General features: G+C 55.9%; 22 protein-coding genes. 16 read left to right on the top strand and 6 right to left on the bottom strand.

Annotated elements, in window-relative coordinates; translation table 11 throughout:
* The 9 genes from VGK23_01705 to VGK23_01665 all read left to right on the top strand — a co-directional run.
* A partial coding sequence (locus tag VGK23_01705; protein HEY3419251.1) for a DUF169 domain-containing protein occupies positions 1-277 on the top strand: 277 nt, incomplete at its 5' end.
* A 137-nt stretch (positions 278-414) separates the two neighbouring features.
* Positions 415-885 carry an Lrp/AsnC family transcriptional regulator gene (locus tag VGK23_01700; GenBank protein HEY3419250.1) on the top strand — a complete coding sequence of 157 codons (471 nt, stop codon included), beginning with the start codon at positions 415-417 and terminating at the stop codon, positions 883-885.
* Between the two features lie 58 nt (positions 886-943).
* Entirely contained in the window at positions 944-2,161 is a 1,218-nt protein-coding gene (locus tag VGK23_01695) for a YcaO-related McrA-glycine thioamidation protein (protein HEY3419249.1), read from the top strand.
* Entirely contained in the window at positions 2,158-2,823 is a 666-nt protein-coding gene (locus VGK23_01690; protein HEY3419248.1) for a TfuA-related McrA-glycine thioamidation protein, read from the top strand. The genes VGK23_01695 and VGK23_01690 overlap by 4 nt, the downstream gene beginning before the upstream one ends.
* A 248-nt stretch (positions 2,824-3,071) precedes the next feature.
* Positions 3,072-4,403, top strand: coding sequence for a coenzyme-B sulfoethylthiotransferase subunit beta (mcrB, locus tag VGK23_01685; GenBank protein HEY3419247.1), 1,332 nt, complete (start codon positions 3,072-3,074; stop codon positions 4,401-4,403).
* A gap of 2 nt (positions 4,404-4,405) precedes the next feature.
* Positions 4,406-4,825: a methyl-coenzyme M reductase operon protein D gene (mcrD, locus tag VGK23_01680; protein HEY3419246.1), complete on the top strand. Its 420-nt coding sequence runs from the start codon at positions 4,406-4,408 to the stop codon at positions 4,823-4,825.
* A gap of 5 nt (positions 4,826-4,830) precedes the next feature.
* Entirely contained in the window at positions 4,831-5,607 is a 777-nt protein-coding gene (gene mcrG / locus VGK23_01675; protein HEY3419245.1) for a coenzyme-B sulfoethylthiotransferase subunit gamma, read from the top strand.
* A gap of 3 nt (positions 5,608-5,610) precedes the next feature.
* On the top strand, positions 5,611-7,275 hold the full coding sequence (gene mcrA, locus VGK23_01670) for a coenzyme-B sulfoethylthiotransferase subunit alpha (GenBank protein HEY3419244.1): 1,665 nt from the start codon (positions 5,611-5,613) through the stop codon (positions 7,273-7,275).
* A 6-nt stretch (positions 7,276-7,281) separates the two neighbouring features.
* Positions 7,282-7,557, top strand: coding sequence for a DUF2098 family protein (locus VGK23_01665; protein HEY3419243.1), 276 nt, complete (start codon positions 7,282-7,284; stop codon positions 7,555-7,557).
* A gap of 116 nt (positions 7,558-7,673) precedes the next feature.
* Here VGK23_01665 and VGK23_01660 read toward each other — a convergent pair whose 3' ends face one another.
* The 3 genes from VGK23_01660 to VGK23_01650 all read right to left on the bottom strand — a co-directional run bounded on the left by VGK23_01660 (position 7,674) and on the right by VGK23_01650 (position 9,001).
* Complete coding sequence (locus tag VGK23_01660; protein ID HEY3419242.1) at positions 7,674-8,039, bottom strand: hypothetical protein; 366 nt, start codon at positions 8,037-8,039, stop codon at positions 7,674-7,676.
* Between the two features lies 1 nt (position 8,040).
* The gene (locus tag VGK23_01655) at positions 8,041-8,292 is read right to left on the bottom strand and encodes a hypothetical protein (protein HEY3419241.1); all 252 of its coding nucleotides are present in this window, start codon (positions 8,290-8,292) and stop codon (positions 8,041-8,043) included.
* A gap of 154 nt (positions 8,293-8,446) precedes the next feature.
* Positions 8,447-9,001, bottom strand: coding sequence for a hypothetical protein (locus tag VGK23_01650; protein HEY3419240.1), 555 nt, complete (start codon positions 8,999-9,001; stop codon positions 8,447-8,449).
* A 93-nt stretch (positions 9,002-9,094) separates the two neighbouring features.
* Between VGK23_01650 and VGK23_01645 the strand changes: the two genes are divergently transcribed.
* Positions 9,095-9,385 (top strand): carboxymuconolactone decarboxylase family protein, encoded by a 291-nt coding sequence (locus tag VGK23_01645; GenBank protein HEY3419239.1) that lies wholly within the window; start codon positions 9,095-9,097, stop codon positions 9,383-9,385.
* Between the two features lie 4 nt (positions 9,386-9,389).
* Here VGK23_01645 and VGK23_01640 read toward each other — a convergent pair whose 3' ends face one another.
* Together VGK23_01640 and VGK23_01635 are read right to left on the bottom strand one after the other, a co-directional pair.
* Positions 9,390-9,734 (bottom strand): hypothetical protein, encoded by a 345-nt coding sequence (locus VGK23_01640; GenBank protein HEY3419238.1) that lies wholly within the window; start codon positions 9,732-9,734, stop codon positions 9,390-9,392.
* Between the two features lie 79 nt (positions 9,735-9,813).
* Positions 9,814-10,779 (bottom strand): DUF2111 domain-containing protein, encoded by a 966-nt coding sequence (locus VGK23_01635; GenBank protein HEY3419237.1) that lies wholly within the window; start codon positions 10,777-10,779, stop codon positions 9,814-9,816.
* 247 nt (positions 10,780-11,026) lie between these two features.
* Here VGK23_01635 and atwA point away from each other — a divergent pair, with 247 nt between their 5' ends.
* Both atwA and mcrC read left to right on the top strand, forming a co-directional pair.
* Positions 11,027-12,661, top strand: a complete 1,635-nt coding sequence (gene atwA / locus VGK23_01630) for a methyl coenzyme M reductase system, component A2 (GenBank protein ID HEY3419236.1) — start codon at positions 11,027-11,029, stop codon at positions 12,659-12,661.
* Positions 12,658-13,260: a methyl-coenzyme M reductase I operon protein C gene (mcrC, locus tag VGK23_01625; protein HEY3419235.1), complete on the top strand. Its 603-nt coding sequence runs from the start codon at positions 12,658-12,660 to the stop codon at positions 13,258-13,260. Before atwA ends, mcrC begins: the two co-directional genes overlap by 4 nt.
* Positions 13,261-13,262: 2 nt before the next feature.
* Here mcrC and VGK23_01620 read toward each other — a convergent pair whose 3' ends face one another.
* Entirely contained in the window at positions 13,263-13,835 is a 573-nt protein-coding gene (locus VGK23_01620; GenBank protein HEY3419234.1) for a hypothetical protein, read from the bottom strand.
* A 211-nt stretch (positions 13,836-14,046) separates the two neighbouring features.
* On the opposite strand from VGK23_01620, the gene VGK23_01615 reads away from it, so the two are divergent.
* Genes VGK23_01615 through VGK23_01600 form a run of 4 tightly spaced genes read left to right on the top strand, consistent with a single transcriptional unit; the run spans position 14,047 to position 17,744 of the window.
* A complete protein-coding gene (locus VGK23_01615; GenBank protein HEY3419233.1) occupies positions 14,047-15,675 on the top strand; it encodes a methanogenesis marker 3 protein in 1,629 nt (542 codons plus the stop codon).
* A complete protein-coding gene (locus VGK23_01610; protein HEY3419232.1) occupies positions 15,659-16,087 on the top strand; it encodes a methanogenesis marker 6 protein in 429 nt (142 codons plus the stop codon). Before VGK23_01615 ends, VGK23_01610 begins: the two co-directional genes overlap by 17 nt.
* On the top strand, positions 16,084-16,518 hold the full coding sequence (locus VGK23_01605; protein HEY3419231.1) for a methanogenesis marker 5 protein: 435 nt from the start codon (positions 16,084-16,086) through the stop codon (positions 16,516-16,518). Before VGK23_01610 ends, VGK23_01605 begins: the two co-directional genes overlap by 4 nt.
* The gene (locus tag VGK23_01600; protein HEY3419230.1) at positions 16,515-17,744 is read left to right on the top strand and encodes a methanogenesis marker 15 protein; all 1,230 of its coding nucleotides are present in this window, start codon (positions 16,515-16,517) and stop codon (positions 17,742-17,744) included. The genes VGK23_01605 and VGK23_01600 overlap by 4 nt, the downstream gene beginning before the upstream one ends.

Genomic DNA, 17,744 nt, shown 5'->3' with positions numbered 1-17,744 from the left:
CTGGATCGTTCCGGCGGCGAGCACATACCAGGAGGGCGGAAGGGTTACGGTGGAAATGGCGGCCGTTCAGGCCTCCTGTGCCGATTCGACGGTCGTTCCATACCTGACCGGAAATGTCAATCTCTCCCTCGGCTGCTTTGGATGCCGCAAGACCACAGACATGGCTCCGGAGGAGTTGTTGGTGGGCATCCCGGCCTCCAAGTTGGAGAAGTTGGTCGCGGCCATCGAGAAAATGAGCGCGGCAGCCATTCCCAAGTCCAGGGAAAAGAGCAAATAAGGTTGCGCCCCGCCTCATTTCCTTTTCTATTCTTTCTTGCTCACCGTCATCAATTTATATGCACGAGGACAATTTGTGGAACAATGCAACAAAAATCGTTCCAATAAAGTTCGATTATTGCATAGAATGGTGGGGAAATGGACGAAATCGACCTTAATATCCTAAAGATGCTGAAACAGGATTCCAGGATCAGCCTGGGAAAGATCGCTGAGAAGCTGGGGATATCGAAGGCTACAGTCTCCCGCCGCATCTCGAAAATGGAGGACGATGACCTCATATCCGGATATACTCTCATCACCAATTCCACCAAGCTGGGGCTGATGAGGGCCATCATCGGGGTCGAGGTGGCCGGATCTTCGCTCACCGAAGTTATCGAGGAACTTAAGAAATTCGACGAGATCCAGAACATATTCAAGGTCTTCGGGGACCACAGCCTTATCTGCGAGGTCTACACCAAGAGCGTTGACTCCCTCTATGATCTCATACAGAGCCGCATCCTAAAGGTGGCGAGCATCCAGAACGTCGAGGTGGACATACTCATAGAAAAGATATCCTTGAACCCGGATGCCGAGTTGGACATGCTGAGCAAGGTCACCTCCTCGATCTGACAACGGGTCTGGGAGAGGGCTGCATAACCGTTATAATCGGCGAGTGCATCCACCGGTCATGAGCCGTAGGGCGAAGGTGGCCGCGGACGGCCCGGAAGGTTATCGCACTGAGGACCCGGAGGAGACCCTTTCACGCATCGAACCCCTCATCAAGAAGGCCGGGATCAGCCGTGTCGCCGACATAACCGGGCTGGATCGGATCGGCATACCAGTTTTCTCCACGATCCGTCCTTCCGCAGAAACTGGCGCCATATCCATCTACAATGGGAAGGGCCTGACCCCGACCCAGGCGAGAATATCTGCCATAATGGAAGGGATCGAAAGATACAGCGCGGAAATGCACGGGGATGTGCTGGTCAGAGAGCTCATGGATGACATGCTGGCCAAAGGCAATGCGCTCGATCCGCGGGAATTGATCCTCCCCATCTATACAAAGATGAGGCTCAAGGACATGCCCATCGCTTGGTCGAAGGGAACGGACATAGGAGATGACAGGGAGATATTGGTCCCCGCCAGCGCCGTATTCCATCCTTATAGTTCCTCGGCGGACCTGACCCTGTTCCGTTCCAACACCAATGGGTTGGCCTCAGGCAACACGCTCCCGGAGGCGACGTTGCACGGACTGTGCGAGGTCGTGGAGAGGGACGCCTGGTCGTTGTCGGAGGTGAAGAGAAAGGTCGTTTCGGACATCACCATAGGGGAGGAGAAGGGCCTGTTGAAGGACACCCTCGAACGCTTCACCTCCAAAGGGGTAGAGGTGCACCTCAAGAACCTCACCAGCGACATCGGCATGCCGGTGATCGCCGCGGCGGCCGATGATGTGCAGCTGCAGGATGCTGGATTGCTCACGCTCGGCATCGGGGCCCATCCATCGCCAAGGGTGGCCGCCCTGAAGGCTTTGACCGAGGTGGCCCAGAGCCGGCTGACCCAGATCCACGGAGCCAGGGAGGACACGGTCATGGCCGAGGGCAATAGGAAGCTTGGATACGATCGCGTAAAACGGATGAACCAACTGTGGTTCGGAAAGGCCCCCTCGAGCATGGGCATCGATGAACTGGAGAACATAGACCAGGGAAGCATTGAAGCCAACATCACGGGGATCGTGAACAGGATCCATGTCGTAGGGCTACGATCTGTCATCACGGTCGACCTTACCCGAAAGGAGATCGGCGTTCCAGTCGTCCGAGTGGTCGTCCCGGGCCTTGAAGTGTTCTCCATCGATTCGGACCGTGTAGGGAGGCGACTGATGGAAGCGGAAAGGAGCGCCCGGGGATGAAACCAGTCATCTTCCTAGGCATGAGCCTATCATTGGCCGAGGCCAGAAATATATTGGACGCAGATTTTCGTCCACCGATCAAGAGAGGCGACCTCCCCCGACTGGAGGAAGGCGTTGCCATCGTGGGGATCATCGACGGGGTCTTCATGAACGACTGTTCGGTCGGCCATCGAGAGATCATCGCCTTGTTGAAGAGAGGCGTGACCGTGGTCGGAGGCGGGAGCATGGGGGCGCTGCGTGCGTCCGAACTGGGGGACATGGGAATGGTCGGGGTCGGAAGGATCTACGGAATGTACCTCAATGGGGAGATCGAGGGAGATGACGAGGTGGCGCTGGTCTTCAATCCCGAGAATAACGACCCCCTGTCGGAACCATTGGTCAACATCCGGGCCACACTGGCCCTGGCTGTGGAAAGAGGGGTGCTTGAGGCAGATACATCAAGCCAGATATTGGAAAAGGTGCGGGCGGAATTCTATCCCAGGCGGTCATTCTCCCGTACCGTCGAATTGGCGAAGGACATCTTGGACCCCCTAACCTTCAAAGAATTTGCCGAATTCGTAGGCAAATCATCGGTAGACCTTAAAAGAAGGGATGCTATCGCCGTCCTTCAAGAGATCGAAAAAATCCAAAAATCGATCTTCCCGAAAAATGCAAAAAAATAAAAAAATCGTGAAAAGTGAAATCATCGTTAACGGCCTAAAATCGAAAAAAATTAACCCCGTTAAAGTTTGCCATTCGGTCATCTGGATGGCATTTTTTCATTTACTATCGTTTAGGATGGATGGATTATCCATCCAACATCAAGCTTAAATCGTGTTGCTTGATACTATACCCTCGCAAGGGGAGCCGATTTTCACTGGATTGATGCAAATCTCCTGTGAAAATTGAGTTATTAAAAAGGAGGTAAAACATGGCAAAGTACAAGGACAAGGTGGACTTGTATGACGACAGGGGCAAAGTTATCGAGAAGCAAGTGCCCCTCGAGGCAATAAGTCCTCTATACAACCCAGCCATAAAGCGAACAGTTTCTCTGGCTAAGAGAACGATCGCGGTCGACCTAGGCGCTATTGAGAAGGGTCTCAAGACAGCCCATGTCGGCGGTGGAGTTCTCCGCGGAAGGGAAATGAACCTCGCAATTGTGGCAAACGCAGAGAAGATCGCAAAGAAGACCAAGGATATCCTGAAGACCAGCAAGGATGATGACACTGAAGTCAGAACCTTGATGGAAGGGAAGAAGATGATCGTCATCGTCCCGGAGGCCAGGTTGGACGCTGGTGTAGAGTACACCACCGGATTCACCGCAGCCGCCGCAGCAGTGACACAGGTCATCCTCGACGAGTTCGACGTTGACATGTTCCAGGCGAGCATGGTCAAGGCGGCCGTCTGGGGAAGGTACCCACAGACCATCAACTTCCAGAACTCTAATCTGAAGTCGATCCTGGATGTCCCGCAGCTGAACGAAGGAGCAGGTTACGCCCTCAGGAACATCATGGCCAACCACATTGTTGCCCTTACCGGCAAGAGCGCCATGAACGCCGCAGCACTGTCCTCGATATTCGAGCATGCCGCGTCATTCGAGATGGGCGACGCAATCGGCCCGTTCGAAAGGCAGCAGCTACTCGGTCTCGCATACCAGGGACTGAACGCTAACAACATCGTATACGGCATAACCAAGGACAACGGCAAGACCGGAACCGTCGGTACCGTCGTTGAGTCCATCGTCGGCCGTGCGATCGAGGACAAGATCATCAAGGTCAAGGAGAAGTTGCCGTCGGGATTCAAGACCTACACAACCAACGACTTCCCGCTGTGGAACGCATACGCCGCCGCAGGAATGCTCGCCGCAATAATGGTCAACATCGGTGCTGCAAGGGCATCCCAAGGTATCCCGTCAACCATCCTATACTACAATGATCTGCTTGAGCATGAGACCAGCCTGCCCGGTGTGGACTATGGCCGATCGATGGGTACGTCCGTCGGTATGTCATTCTTCTCGCACTCGATCTATGGTGGCGGCGGCCCCGGACTGTTCCACGGTAACCACGTCGTTACCAGGCACTCCAAGGGATTCGTCAACCCAGTGATCGCAGCCGGTTGCTGTCTAGATGCTGGAACCCAGATGTTCTCGCCTGAGACAACGTCCCCGTTGATCAAGGACGTTTTCGGTGACATACCTGAGTTCAAGACACCGTTGAAAGTGGTCGGCAAGGAGGCCAAGAAGATCAAGGACCTGGTGGCCTGAAAATGAGTTCTGCTTCCGCTTCGGAGCAAGTTCCGTTACCGGAGATCCTGATATTCCCGGCTAGGCTCCTAAGGGCCGAGACCACCGAGAAGATCCTCAACCGGATCTACTCGATACCGAACGTCAGACACGTTACCGTGAGCGGAGAAGACCTTCCATCTGTTTTGAACGCAGGTCCTGGAAAGGGACAGCCGGTCAACCATCCCGAAAGGCAGACAATATCTGTCAGAGGGGAAGAGGTCGAGCTCAGGCTGCTCGTTGGCAGGATATTCGTCGAGATCAATGATATCGACAACGTTCCCAAGGCAATGGAGGAGATCGAAGAGGTGTGCAAGGAATTGCTGCCTTTCGGATTCAACCTCGAAGTGGGGCGGTACTCAAAATTCAGACCAACAGTCACCGACTACAAGAAGAACAGGTGATTCACATGGCAAAGTACGAAAGACAATTCTATCCAGGTATGACTGTGCCCGCGAAGAACAGGCGCAAGTTCATCGACCCGAGCAAGAAGCTCGAAAAGCTCCGCGATGTCGCTATGGATGACGTCGTGAAGATCATGGGCCACAGGGCTCCGGGATCCGACTACAGGTCGATCCACCCGCCACTGGACGAGGGCACAGAGCCCGACTGCTCAATAAGACAGATCGTAACGCCGATCGAGGGAGCGAAGAAGGGAGACAGGATCAGATACATCCAGTTCACTGACTCCGTATATTTCGCCCCGGCCATCCCATACCTCAGGGCCCAGATGTACATGTCCAGGCTCCGCGGTATTGATACCGGTACCCTGTCCGGCAGACAGATCATCGAAATGAGAGAGAGGGACCTCGAAAAGGTAGCAAAGGAGTACATCGACAACGAGACCTTCGACCCGGCCAGGACTGGTATCCGTGGCGCAACTGTGCACGGACACGCATGCAGGCTGGACGAGAACGGGCTCATGTTCGACGCGTGGCAGAGATACAGGTTCAACGCCAAGACCGGAATGGTCGAGTACGTGAAGGACCAGGTCGCTATACCGTTGGACAAGCCGATCTCCGTCGGAAAGCCGATGGACGAGAAGTGGCTCAAGGCACACACCACGATGTTCCGCGCGGACGATGTGGACATGAGGGCTGACCCAGAGGTCATGGCCCAGAACCTGAGGCTACACACACTGAGGACCCTGTGCGGCTACAAGCCGTTCGATGTCAAGGGGGAGTAAACAATGGCAAAGGAAAAGGAAAAGCTGTTCATGGCCGCCATGAAGAAGAAGTTCAAAGAGGACCCAACTGACGTCCACACGAGCTACTACTCCTTCGGCGGCTGGAAGCAGTCCAAGAGGAAGAGGGAATGGGTCGAGCAGGCGAACAAGATCGCCAAGGCACGTGGCATCCCGATGATGAACCAGGACATTGGTGTCCCGATGGGACAGCGTGTCTTGATGCCGTACCAGCTCTCCCACACCGACACATATGCTGAGGCAGATGACCTGCACTTCGTCAACAACGCCGCAATGCAGCAGGCGTGGGACGATATCAGGAGGACCGTAATATCCGGTCTGGACACCGCCCACAACGTCATCGAGAAGAGACTGCAGAAGGAAGTTACCCCAGAGACCATCAACCACTACCTGGAGACCGTCAACCATGCAATGCCTGGTGGCGCAGTCGTTCAGGAGCACATGGCAGAATGTTCCCCGGCACTGACCGCGGACTGCTACGTGAAGGTCTTCTCCGGTGACGATGAGCTCATCGACGAGATCGACAAGCCGTACAGGATCGACATCAACAAGGAATTCCCGGCAGACCAGGCCAAGCAGCTGAAGGAAGCCGTTGGAAAGCAACTGTGGCAAGTCATCCGCTGCCCGACCATCGTTGGAAGGGTATGTGACGGTGGTACGATGTCCAGATGGTCTGCAATGCAGATCTCGATGTCCTTCATCAGCAGCTATAAGTTGGCTGCCGGTGAGGCTGCGATCGCAGACTTCGCGTACGCCGCGAAGCACGCGTCGGTCGTTGAGATGGGTACCATGATGCCAGCAAGGAGGGCCCGTGGCCCGAACGAGCCGGGCGGAATTCCGTTCGGATTCCTGGCAGACATGTGTCAGTCCCAGAGGAAGTACCCGGACGACCCGGTCAGGCAGGCCCTCGAAGTAGTTGCACTCGGTGCAGTCATCTTCGACCAGATCTACCTTGGATCGTACATGTCCGGCGGTGTCGGTTTCACCCAATATGCAACCGCGGCCTACACCGACAACATCCTCGAGGACTACACCTACTGGGCAGCTGACCTGATCAAGACCAAGTACGGTGGGCTCACCAAGAGCAAGCCGACGATGGACCTCGTCAACAAGCTCGGAACCGAGATCAACTCCTACGCACTGGAGCAGTACGAAAGGTACCCGGCAGCAATGGAATCCCACTTCGGTGGCTCGCAGAGAGCGACCGTTGCAGCCGCCGCAACTGGTATCGGTGTAGCGATGGCAACCGCCAACGCCAACGCCGGTGTCAACGCATGGTACCTGTCCATGCTCCAGCACAGGGAGAGGCTCGGAAGACTCGGATTCTACGGTTACGACCTGCAGGATATGTGCGGCGCGTCCAACTCGCTGTCGTACAGGTCCGACGAGGGTCTCCCGCACGAACTCCGTGGCCCGAACTACCCCAACTACGCCATGAACGTCGGTCACCTGCCAGGTTACGCCGGAATCGCCGCCGCCCCGCACGCTGCGAGGGGAGACGCTTTCGCCTGCAACCCGCTGATCAAGATCGCGTTCGCTGACAAGAACCTCCCGTTCGACTTCGCCAACATAACGAAGGAGCTCGGCCGCGGCGCTCTGCGCGAGTTCATGCCAGCCGGCGAGAGGTCGACCATCATACCCCCGATGTGATCCTGAATGAACGTCGGAGACTACGCCAGGTACAAGAACACCGGGACCGTCGGAAAGGTCTTGGAGGTCAAGCAAGAGGCCGGGGTCGAGTGGATTCTGCTCGACACCTTCAACCTCTACTACGACGCCACGACCCTCGAGCCGGGCTCGGCGGAGGAGTACAAGACGTTCTCCGTCAAAGAAAGGACACGCGGGCTGACGGTGGAAGACATCGAGGCCATGAAGGAAGAGATCGCCAAGGTTGAGCGGTATGGTTCGATTACCGCCTCCGGCGGCGGTTGAACTTCCTTCCAACAAACCCTTTAACTTTCCATTTTTGTCATTGCGGTCTTTGTTGGACCAGTTATTCTAAAAGCATCGATCTCTACCAGAACACCGATCGAGTTCTTGATCCCGGCTCAATCGCCTTTAGGATAGGTGTTCAGCATCAAACCTATCACGCCGCCGATGACGACGAGGAATCCGCCGCCATGCCCTCCGATGATCCCCACTATGATCAAGACGATCGACCAAGGTATGGTATCGATCTTCCTCACGCCCATGATCGCGATGAGGCCACAGATTAGCGCCAACCAACCGCCTAGCGAGACATCCCACTGATAGAAGTAGGAGCCAATGGAGTAACCCACAAGAACCACTGCACAGTAGGCGAGCATCAGTCCCGCACCTAATACGGTCAAGATCACCGCGATCTTCGAGAGCGATATTTCAACCATGATGGCGAATCGCTCGTTCTCAATGTCGCTGGACGATATAAACGCCACGTCACTTTTTCGCCTTTTGGAACCACTCCATCGCTTTTTCGCTGGTCCATCCCTTATCTTTAGCGAAAAGGTAACTGATCACATGGGTGCCGACGTCACATCTCTTGACATCGTAATGTCCCTTCCGGCAGGCCACAATCGCCTTGATCCCTTTCTCCTCATCGATGTTGATGGTGCGGAAGGAGTCCTTATCGTAGTCTTCGGTGTTCTCGTGTCCGCTCCTGATGTATTCCTTGGTTTCTTCCCAGGGCATATTGTCACACCGAGTTCAACGTTCAACTCGGTGTACATCAACCTGTTCCGTCAAGTCGGCGGGGAAATGGATGAACAGTGAAAAAAAGAGACTTTCTGGTCCGTTAAGGGATGGACCGGTGTTGTCATCATCAATGCTTATCGAGACTCCACGATTACTTATGGGAGTCTTCGCTGTTGAACCCGACCAGGATCGATGCCAGCTTCGGGTCGTCTTCGAGGCCGTAGTTGGCTTTGATGACCATGTCGCTGGGGGGCGACGGGCTGCAGGATACAACTTCGGTAACCCCCTTTATCGTGGTCAGCTCCGGGAACGACACCGGCGGCATCATCCAGTGCTCTCTCGATTTTTGTTTTTTATCCGTGAAGACTACGAAATCCTGGCAGAGGAACATCACGTTCTCCTTTTCCTTGTACTTCTTGTGCTCGCCGGGCAGCACCTCGGTGCCCAAGATCACTCCCTCATCATCGAGCATGTACACCGTTGGCTCGGGTGGCGGCCTGAACGTGACGTCCTTGATGATGCATATGACATGGTCCCTTTTCATCGCCTCTTCCAGACCCACATTGAACACCTTGGTGCCCATCTGGGATTTTACACCCCTTTCGGTGACGAGGACCTCTTCTATGTCTTTCTTTGTCAACGGTATGGTTATCCTGGTGCCCTTCATTCCTCTGATGATATCAAGAGCCTCGTCAATCGCTGCCATTGACCGCCGGAATGTATTCTCGAATAATATACCCTTTCCATCAACGGGGTCGAACATTGAATATATATGCTGGTATTTGCGTTACAGAAATCCATGAGTTTGGACCTCATCTCGAAGCAGCAGCCAGATGTTATAGCCGCACTCTATCGGCTCAAAGGGACTGTCTTCAAGGATGGGGCCTTGAGCGTCAAGGAGAAGGAACTGATAGCGGTGGCGGTGACCGCTCTCCTGAAGTGCGACGAATGCCTACTGGTGCATGCCAACAAAGCGAAGGAGGCGGGGGCCACCAAGGACGAGATCCGGGAGTCCCTCCTGGTGGCGATGTATCTCGCCGGACCCAGCACCGTCATCTGGACGGACAAGATCGACGAGATAATCAAGTGATTTTTCAGCCCTCGAAGGAAACGGACACGGTTCTTTTCAATCCCATGCCCGTAACCACCTCACCAGCCTTTATCATAGCCATCGGCAACGGGCATGCGCTATGCTTCAGGTATTTGCCTCCAACATCATAGATCGGGTTCATGCCGAATGGCATCTTCATGATGTCGAACATATCGAAGAGGGGCATCTCGGCCGCCATCTTCTTGACGTGCGGACACTGGCTTTCGATCTTGTAAACCAGTTGTTTGTCGTCATTCATCACTACGCTGATCCTGCTCTTGAACTGACAGACACCCGGGTCGAGCATGATGGCCACAACCGGGCCTGCGTTGGCAAGGACTTCGTCCATGCCCTCAGGGATTATTGGAGGGCATAGAAATGCCTTTGGCATCCCTCCTTGGAAAGGTGGAAGGATGCGCTCCGGCGCCTCAGAAATTGTTCTTCCTGGTCTTGTTCAGCAGCTCGAAGACCGCACCCTTGCCCACGTCCAATGTTCCGATGACCGCGATAGCCTCTTTCTTTCGCATGATCGGTACCACGACCACCGGAAGTCCGCGGAACGGTCCGGTGGTGGCGGTCTTTCTGATGATGGTGTTCCGTTTGAGGGATTCCTCCAGCAGCGGGCCGGTGAAATTGGTGTCCACCACCTCACCCTCGTCGCACCTGACACCATAATGGTTCTTGCTCCTCATGGTCACCGGCAGTCGGCCCAGGAGCTCATGTATCGCCAACGTAAGGCATTTAAGCTCATCTGCTTCGGTGTCCTGGGACAAAAGGTTGGTGCCTTCGTTCCAGCACCGGCGCGATTGATTTCCCAGGGCCAGCGCCGAAGTGACCGCGCCCTTCTCGGCCGCCTCATAGGAGAATGCGGAACCGATTATCACCACGTCTCCATCCTCGATCTTGAACTTGCTGCGCAACGGTGCCACCGCCTCCTGGTCTGGGAAGTCCTCATCCCCCGGGAACACGATCTTCCCTTCCTTGACGATCAAGGTGGTCGCCCCGACCGCCCCTGCCCTGACCGCTTCGTCACGCTGCTCGCATCCCATCTTGATCCTATGGGCCATGCCCTTGACCAGCACTGCGCAATTGTGTTTGCCGAGCGTTAGGTCGGACATGTCCACCGAGGCCACTTCGACCCCGGATGTCTCCAGTTTCTTGCGGCCCCGGTCGGTTATGACCGTCCCCATCCTGGTGTTCTCCACCGAACCTTCGCGCACCATCTTATCCAAGATGGTCCTGATGCTTCCTTCCCCTATCTGGAGCGCATCGGCCAATGCCTTTCGTCCTATCGGTCCTTGACTATCGATGACCTGATAGGCCTTCCAGATATGGAAAAGACTGAATTTCGGTGTAGGGCCCCCGGCAAAATACGAGCTGAACGCCAATGACATTATGGATGGATATATAATCCATCCATTTAAACTTATTTTTCAATGCGCACCAGATGGTACATTCGTATCTTCGATGGATGTTGATTTAAATATCTCCCACTAGTGTATTAGGCCCGGAAGATAGATGAGACCGTTCCTAGATACGTTCTTCGGGTTCCAATCTTGGTTGCCGATAGTTAACAAACTTAACGATAATTGACCATCTGGAGCAAGTATATTAAGCCTGTTTAATCATTCGGGAGGGATTATGTCCGAGAACAACGAGGTTTTCGTCACCGTGGACAATATCAGCAAGAGCTTCAACGGCAGCCAGGTGCTGAGGGACATCAGTACCACCATAGGCGTCGGGGAGGTCTTGGGGCTGATTGGGAGAAGTGGCTCCGGGAAGTCCGTTCTTATCCATGCATTGAGAGGGACGGAGGAGTACAGGCCCACCTCCGGGAAGATCATTTACCGTGTAAATCATTGCGAGAAATGTAACCGCATCGACCTTCCCGCTCCAGGAAAGCCTTGCACCAGGTGCGGCGAGCCGACCCATATAGAAGAGGTGGACTTCTGGGGTCTGGACGAGCGGGACCCGCTGAGGATGGCGGTCAAGGAGCGGATCGCCATCATGCTGCAGCGGTCCTTCGCCCTATACGGAGATATGTCGGTCATCGAGAACATTTTCGAAGCGTTCCCGGCCAATTTCGACGAGAAGCGCAAGATCGCACGGGCCATCGAGCTTCTCCAGATGGTCAACATGACCCACCGTACCACTCATATCGCCCGGGACCTTTCCGGAGGCGAGAAGCAGAGATGCGTTCTGGCGCGACAGCTTGCGCGAGAACCGATATTGTTCTTGGCGGACGAGCCGACCGGAACCCTGGACCCGCAAACTGCGGAGATCGTTCATAAGGCCCTCTCCGAGGCTGTCAAGTGCACCGGCATGACCATGGTGGTCACCTCTCACTGGCCTAAGGCCATCAATCTCCTTTCCGACAAGGCCATATGGCTGGAGTCTGGGGAGATGGTGAAAAGAGGGGCTCCCGAAGAAGTGGTCAAGGAGTTCGAGGTAGGGTTCGACAAGATCCCTGATATGACGGTTCCAGTTGGCCAGCCGATAATCAGGTGCACGGATGCCAAGAAATATTTCTATTCCATCGTTCGCGGGGTGGTCAAGGCCGTGGACGGGGTAACATTCGATGTAAAGGAAAAGGAGATCTTCGGATTGGTCGGGTTGAGCGGAGCCGGTAAGACCACCATGTCCAATATGATATCCGGTCTGGCCCCGGCCACCGGTGGGATGGTGGAGGTCCGCATCGGTGACGATTGGATCAACATGTCCGAGATGGGTGAGTTCGGCAGGGGCCGGGCCACACCGTACATAGGTATGCTGCACCAGGAGTACAGTCTATATCCGTTCAACACCATCCTGCAGAACCTCACCGTTTGCATCGGCATGAAGATGCCAGCCGAGCTGGCCAAGATGAAGGCCATCCAAGTTCTGAGCGGAGTGGGATTCCTGCCGAAGGACATCGAGCGGATCCTTTATGCATTCCCGGAAACGTTGAGCGTAGGCGAGAAGCAAAGGGTGGCTATGGCAAGGGTGCTCATCGCGGAACCTAGATTTGTGATCCTGGACGAACCGACCGGTACCATGGACCCCATCACTAAGGTGTCGGTGGCCAAGTCCATCCTGCACGCGAGGAAGGAACTGGGAGAGACCTTCATGATCGTCAGCCACGATATGGACTTCGTGATCGACTGCTGCGACCGGGTGGCGCTGATGAAAGGAGGCAAGCTCATCGCCCTCGGAGACCCGAAGGAAGTGGTAGCGAACCTTACCGAGGCCGACCTGATCGGAGAGCCCGGGCCAGAGACCTGTGAGGTTAACCAGTGAAAGAGAGCATCGGTCGTAAGACCCGTTTTGTGGAATGCCGGGAGGCTCGAGGTCTCGGTGTCGGCGGAAGTCTGGCCCAAAAGGCCACGATCTCGGAGAGCGGAAGGCAGGTGGTCGCGGTGGCCATGGGTCCGGGAAAGCGTCACATCACCAAGCCGGTCTGCGAGATCACCTATGAGCTGAGGGAGGAAGGCATCGATACCAGTGTCATCGTGATCAATGCCGGATCGGGGGTCCCTTCCGACGCACCCGACGTATCGACCGGCTCCATCTTCGGTCTGGACGATATCGAGATCAAAAGGATACAGCAGTTCAAGTTGGCATTGATCCACCTGGGGAACGTGAAGGCCCACATCATCTACAAGGCGCGGCTCATCCTGAGGAACGTGGACATGCCGGCCGTCGTGGTCTGCCAGGCACCGGTCGATTTCGAGGACTTCGCCCGCATCGGCGTGAGGACCAGATATGTCATGCCCAAACCGGAGAATATCGGGACCAAGGGCGAGATCGTGGAGATCATTACCGGGGTCATACGCGGGTCGACCATCTCACAGTCCAAACTGGACGAGATCGTGTCCAAGGTCAAGAAGCACCTTTGATCTCACTGTTCCTTGAGGTTGAAACCGATGATATGGGTCCAGTGCTTCGTTTCCACAAATCCCAGCTCTGCCCTGATCCAATCATCGGCCATCGTTGATATGCTGCCCGAGGTGATGTCCATCACTTCCCCGATGTCGTCAAGGAAATGGAACTCCAGCTCAGGGAGAACGAAATACGGCTCGCCAACCATGGACCGATCACCATAGATGATGAAGTCCGGGCCGATCCTGCATACATCCGTCCTATCCTTGAACTCCTCTTGGCGGGCCGGCGTTAGATACTCGCCGATCACCTGCTTGTTCTGGTCCTCGATATAGACGATGTTGAACTGGTCTCCGATGAGCGGAATGGACGAGCCGATCACGATCACCGCGACGATCTCCCTGCTCATCGTGGACCATACTCCCCGGTTGACGAACGGCATGAGACCGCCGCATGCCCCATGGGACTCCGCTTCCCTTTCGATCGACTCGAGCTTCGACCTTTGTTGAGCGTCAAGGAACCATACGTCCATGACCCCGGGAATAGCGCGGAGCTTCTCCTCCACCTGCTTCAGGATAGCCGCTTTCTCCATGCCTAAGGTGAGCGGTTCGCACGGTATAAAACAATTACAGGATCGTCTTTGTCATTCTCTTTCAGTTCCGCTGTTCGTCATTCCTAGAACCATGACATGATCGGAAACAATGATCGTCGATCGCTCACCGAGATGAAACTACCAGAACGGTGTTTTTGGTAGTCTGGTAACAAACATTATTAACAGTCCGAAGCATCACTTGGGAGACCAGATGAGAATAATTGTTAATGGCAGGTCGGTCGAGGCAAACGAAGGGGCGACCGTCGGCGATGTGATTGCTGGAGAGCCCTACACGCCAGGCACTATGCTGGCTTGCATTCGGCCGATGGACAAGGTCCGGAAAGGGACGGACGAGTTCAAGTTCACCACCACAAAGGGAGCATTCGTTCTCAAACTGAACGATTCTGCCGAGGCAAGGACCTGGAAGGAAGCGTACATCCAAACGGCCGGCAAGTCGGTACGTTGGGCTACCTCCAAGGTCATCGCGGTCGGTTCCTTCCCTACCGATCTGACCTCCGTAAAGGGAAAGGCCAAGTATTCCCGATACGAGGCCTTCCTGTCCCTGGGTGGATTTGATGCCAACACCACCTACGTGATGTTCGCAAGGTCGGACCATGAAGGCGAGTACGGTCTTGCCGGAGGGGTGATCGGCCACGTCACGAAGGGAAGGCATGTGCTCTCCTCGCTAAGAGAGTCGGACAAGATCATCGAGGTCAGCCCCGTGGTCCTTGAGCTCAGCTCCAAGGACGCCTTCGCGACAACCGATCTGGCGACCAAGCTGGAGGAAGGGATGAGCGTGGAAAGTTACGTCCGGGTAAAACTGGACCATCGCTCGCCGATCAGCTGCGAGCATTTCCTGGTGACGGTCACCCCCGGTACGCTGAAGCTCACGGAACGTACCGCCGCCTATACGGCCAGCTCAACGAACATGGACGTATCCCTGATCGCCGAGGCGAACGACATAAGGATCCCTGACATGGTCACGGTAAGGAATACCGGTGCGGGAACTGGCAGGGTCTATATCTACAAACTGCGCCGACAGGTGAATCCCAGTCACAACACCATCGGGCTGGTGGTCTCCGGAGCGCAATTGATCCATTTGGTCCCGGACCATTCAGAGGTCACCATGGTGACCGACCCGGTCAGGATCATGACCATCGGCATGACCCAGGTCCAGGCGAAGGATTTCCTGGATTCCTTGGGACTGAAACAGAAGAGGACCGGCGATGGAGCGGACGACAGCATGGTGGTGGAACAGGAGCCAGAGTTCACCATGGACGCGGCCAGTTCCCCCGAGGTCGAAACCTTCGGCATCAGGTCGGACCAGATCCGAGACGTCACGCTGGCGGACGAGGAGGCACCGATCACCTCCCACTACATCCGCAAGATGTCCGGACTGGACCATAAGCCGATCGGCACCATGAAGGTCCACTTCACCTTCGAAGGGATGCCCATGGTGACCTTCGAAGGTAACGCGTCAGTGGCATCAGGCCTGGTCCCCGAGAACGCGTTCTCCGTCGAGAAGGGGGTGGTGCGCGGAGAGATGGGCGTCACCAACATGTCCAGGCCCAACCGCGGCCTGATCGGGATCCGTCTGGAACCGAGCAACGAGTTCGGCCCCACAGGCGAGGAGGAGCACGGGACCAACATGTCCGGCATCGTCCTCTCCGACCTCAATGCCCTCATGGCAGGACTGAAGGACGGGGATATCGTTTATATCCGCCAGGCACCCAAGTCTGCACCGGCACCCAAGGCGAAGAAGCCCAGGTCGCCGTCGACGTCGGAAAAGAAGAAGCCATCAGCGAAGAAAAAGGTGAAAAAGGATGCCGAAGACCAGTGAGACCAGGTACATCGTCATAGCGCCGACCTCTTCCATCACTCCAGACCAGATCACCCGCTTCATCCACACGATGGCCGTGGACATCCAGATCAAGGAGACCTGTTTCGGGGTCATCATACAGGGTCAGCCCGAGGTGGTGGCCAAGGTGCTGGCGGAGGTCCGGAAGCTGGACCCCAACCGGCTGTTCTCCAAGGTGAGGGGCTTCCCCATCGGGGACGCGCGGAGATGTCGCGCGGAGCACGGCTCTAGGCCAGGGTTCACCCAGCTGGAGAAGGAATGGAAGGACCTGCCGATGTTCGAGGCCGGCCTGGAGTGCGCCGAGAACAAGGGCAAGGTCTGCGAGGTCCCCAAGCGGAAGAAGCTCCCGGTCTCGGAGCTGAAGAAGATTTGCGATGAGGTGTGTCAACAATGAAGGTTTTCATAGTCCCCCCGAACAGCCTGATTCTCTTCGATCTCGTGGAACGTTTCGGGCATAAGCCGCTCAGCATCATGGGGGCACTATCGGAGAAAGTGACCTCCAAGGAGATCGAATCCCCTCCGCTGAACGTCACCGTGGACGACGTGAAGAAGGGACTCAAATATGCCGGGATAGAGGTCCCGTCGGGCATACGCGGAAGACTGGCCATCTATGGACCGCTGATCGATGAGGCGGAAGCGGCCATATTCATGGAGGACGCGCCCTACATGTTCGGCTGTGTCGGCTGCGCCCGCACCAACGAAATGGTCAAGCTGTTGGTCCGGAAACGGAAGATACCGCTATTGGAACTGGATTATCCGGCGAACGATGAAGAGGCCAAGGCCGTGGTCCAGAAGGTCAAGGCGTTCCTGGAGGGACTCAAATGATCAAGATTGCACAGTTATCCTGCGGGACCGAGTATTCGGGAGTACAGGACGAGATCGAAAGGGCTGCCGGGGCGGTTGGCGGAAAGATGGTCTACCCGGACGTGGACCTGGAAGACATCAAATCGGCCATAGAGAAGTTTGGGTTCAACCCGGTCTCGCCCCAGCTGAAACTGATGATCGCCCGGGCCGTGAACGTGGCCGAGGGCCACTACGACGCCGATGCGGTGTTCATTGCCTCCTGCTTCCGCTGCGCCGAGGCGGCGCTGGTGAGGACGGAACTGAGAAAGTACATCCAGGAGCACACCCGGCTGCCGGTCGTCACCTACTCGTTCACGGAAAGGACCAAGTCGGCCCAGATGCTCACCAGAATGGAGGCTCTGGTCACCATAGTGGAACGCAAGGAACTGCTTGCCAGAGAACGCCAGGTCGGACTCACCGCGGGCATAGATTCCGGTTCGTCGACCACCAAGGCCATGATCATGCGCGACAACGAGATCATAGGTAAGTTCTGGCTGCCCACTCAGGATGTTTTCAGTTCGGCCGACACTGCCCTGGAGAAAGCGCTGGCCGAGGCGGGCGTCAAGAGAGAGCAGCTCGAGGCCATAGGCACTACCGGATATGGGCGTTTTACCCTGGGAAAGAGGTTCAATGCCAAACTGGTGCAGGAAGAGCTGACCACCAACTCGAAGGGCGCCGTTTGGCTGGCCGACCGTCAGAAAGGGGAGGCCACCATCATTGACATCGGTGGTATGGACAACAAGGCCATAACCGTACGGGACGGCATCCCGGACAACTTCACCATGGGAGGCATCTGCGCCGGTGCGTCAGGAAGGTTCCTTGAAATGGTGGCGAAGCGCCTGCATGTGGAGATCACCGAACTGGGACAGATGGCGGACAAGGGAGACTACAAGAAAGTGCCCATGAACTCCTACTGCTCGGTGTTCGGCATCCAGGACCTGGTCACCTCTCTTGCGGCGGGCAACACCATGGAGGATGTCGCCTCAGCCGCCTGTCACTCGGTCGCAGAGCAGATATTCGAACAGCAGCTGCAGGAGATCGAGGTGCGATATCCGGTCATCCAGGTCGGAGGGACCTCCCTCATAAGCGGAATGGTCCGGGCTATGGAGGACACGCTGGGGCAAAGACCGATAGTACCGCCCCATTCCCAGTACATCGGCGCCGCCGGCGCGGCCTTGCTGTCGTCCGGGTTCCTAGAGGGACATTGA

It is taken from the genome of Methanomassiliicoccales archaeon (genome assembly GCA_036504055.1).
Taxonomy (GTDB): domain Archaea; phylum Thermoplasmatota; class Thermoplasmata; order Methanomassiliicoccales; family UBA472; genus DASXVU01.
The sequence above is the reverse complement of the archived record's forward strand: the minus strand, read 5'-3'. Positions and strand labels throughout refer to the sequence as shown.

Bases quoted from the DNA above. Each gene is read 5' to 3' on its own strand.
- VGK23_01700 (HEY3419250.1), top strand. From the start codon at position 415: ATGGACGAAATCGACCTTAATATCCTAAAGATGCTGAAACAGGATTCC.
- VGK23_01695 (HEY3419249.1), top strand. From the start codon at position 944: ATGAGCCGTAGGGCGAAGGTGGCCGCGGACGGCCCGGAAGGTTATCGC.
- VGK23_01690 (HEY3419248.1), top strand. From the start codon at position 2,158: ATGAAACCAGTCATCTTCCTAGGCATGAGCCTATCATTGGCCGAGGCC.
- mcrB (HEY3419247.1), top strand. From the start codon at position 3,072: ATGGCAAAGTACAAGGACAAGGTGGACTTGTATGACGACAGGGGCAAA.
- mcrD (HEY3419246.1), top strand. From the start codon at position 4,406: ATGAGTTCTGCTTCCGCTTCGGAGCAAGTTCCGTTACCGGAGATCCTG.
- mcrG (HEY3419245.1), top strand. From the start codon at position 4,831: ATGGCAAAGTACGAAAGACAATTCTATCCAGGTATGACTGTGCCCGCG.
- mcrA (HEY3419244.1), top strand. From the start codon at position 5,611: ATGGCAAAGGAAAAGGAAAAGCTGTTCATGGCCGCCATGAAGAAGAAG.
- VGK23_01665 (HEY3419243.1), top strand. From the start codon at position 7,282: ATGAACGTCGGAGACTACGCCAGGTACAAGAACACCGGGACCGTCGGA.
- VGK23_01655 (HEY3419241.1), bottom strand. From the start codon at position 8,292: ATGCCCTGGGAAGAAACCAAGGAATACATCAGGAGCGGACACGAGAAC.
- VGK23_01650 (HEY3419240.1), bottom strand. From the start codon at position 9,001: ATGGCAGCGATTGACGAGGCTCTTGATATCATCAGAGGAATGAAGGGC.
- VGK23_01645 (HEY3419239.1), top strand. From the start codon at position 9,095: ATGAGTTTGGACCTCATCTCGAAGCAGCAGCCAGATGTTATAGCCGCA.
- VGK23_01640 (HEY3419238.1), bottom strand. From the start codon at position 9,734: ATGGACGAAGTCCTTGCCAACGCAGGCCCGGTTGTGGCCATCATGCTC.
- VGK23_01635 (HEY3419237.1), bottom strand. From the start codon at position 10,779: ATGTCATTGGCGTTCAGCTCGTATTTTGCCGGGGGCCCTACACCGAAA.
- atwA (HEY3419236.1), top strand. From the start codon at position 11,027: ATGTCCGAGAACAACGAGGTTTTCGTCACCGTGGACAATATCAGCAAG.
- VGK23_01620 (HEY3419234.1), bottom strand. From the start codon at position 13,835: ATGGAGAAAGCGGCTATCCTGAAGCAGGTGGAGGAGAAGCTCCGCGCT.
- VGK23_01615 (HEY3419233.1), top strand. From the start codon at position 14,047: ATGAGAATAATTGTTAATGGCAGGTCGGTCGAGGCAAACGAAGGGGCG.
- VGK23_01610 (HEY3419232.1), top strand. From the start codon at position 15,659: ATGCCGAAGACCAGTGAGACCAGGTACATCGTCATAGCGCCGACCTCT.
- VGK23_01605 (HEY3419231.1), top strand. From the start codon at position 16,084: ATGAAGGTTTTCATAGTCCCCCCGAACAGCCTGATTCTCTTCGATCTC.
- VGK23_01600 (HEY3419230.1), top strand. From the start codon at position 16,515: ATGATCAAGATTGCACAGTTATCCTGCGGGACCGAGTATTCGGGAGTA.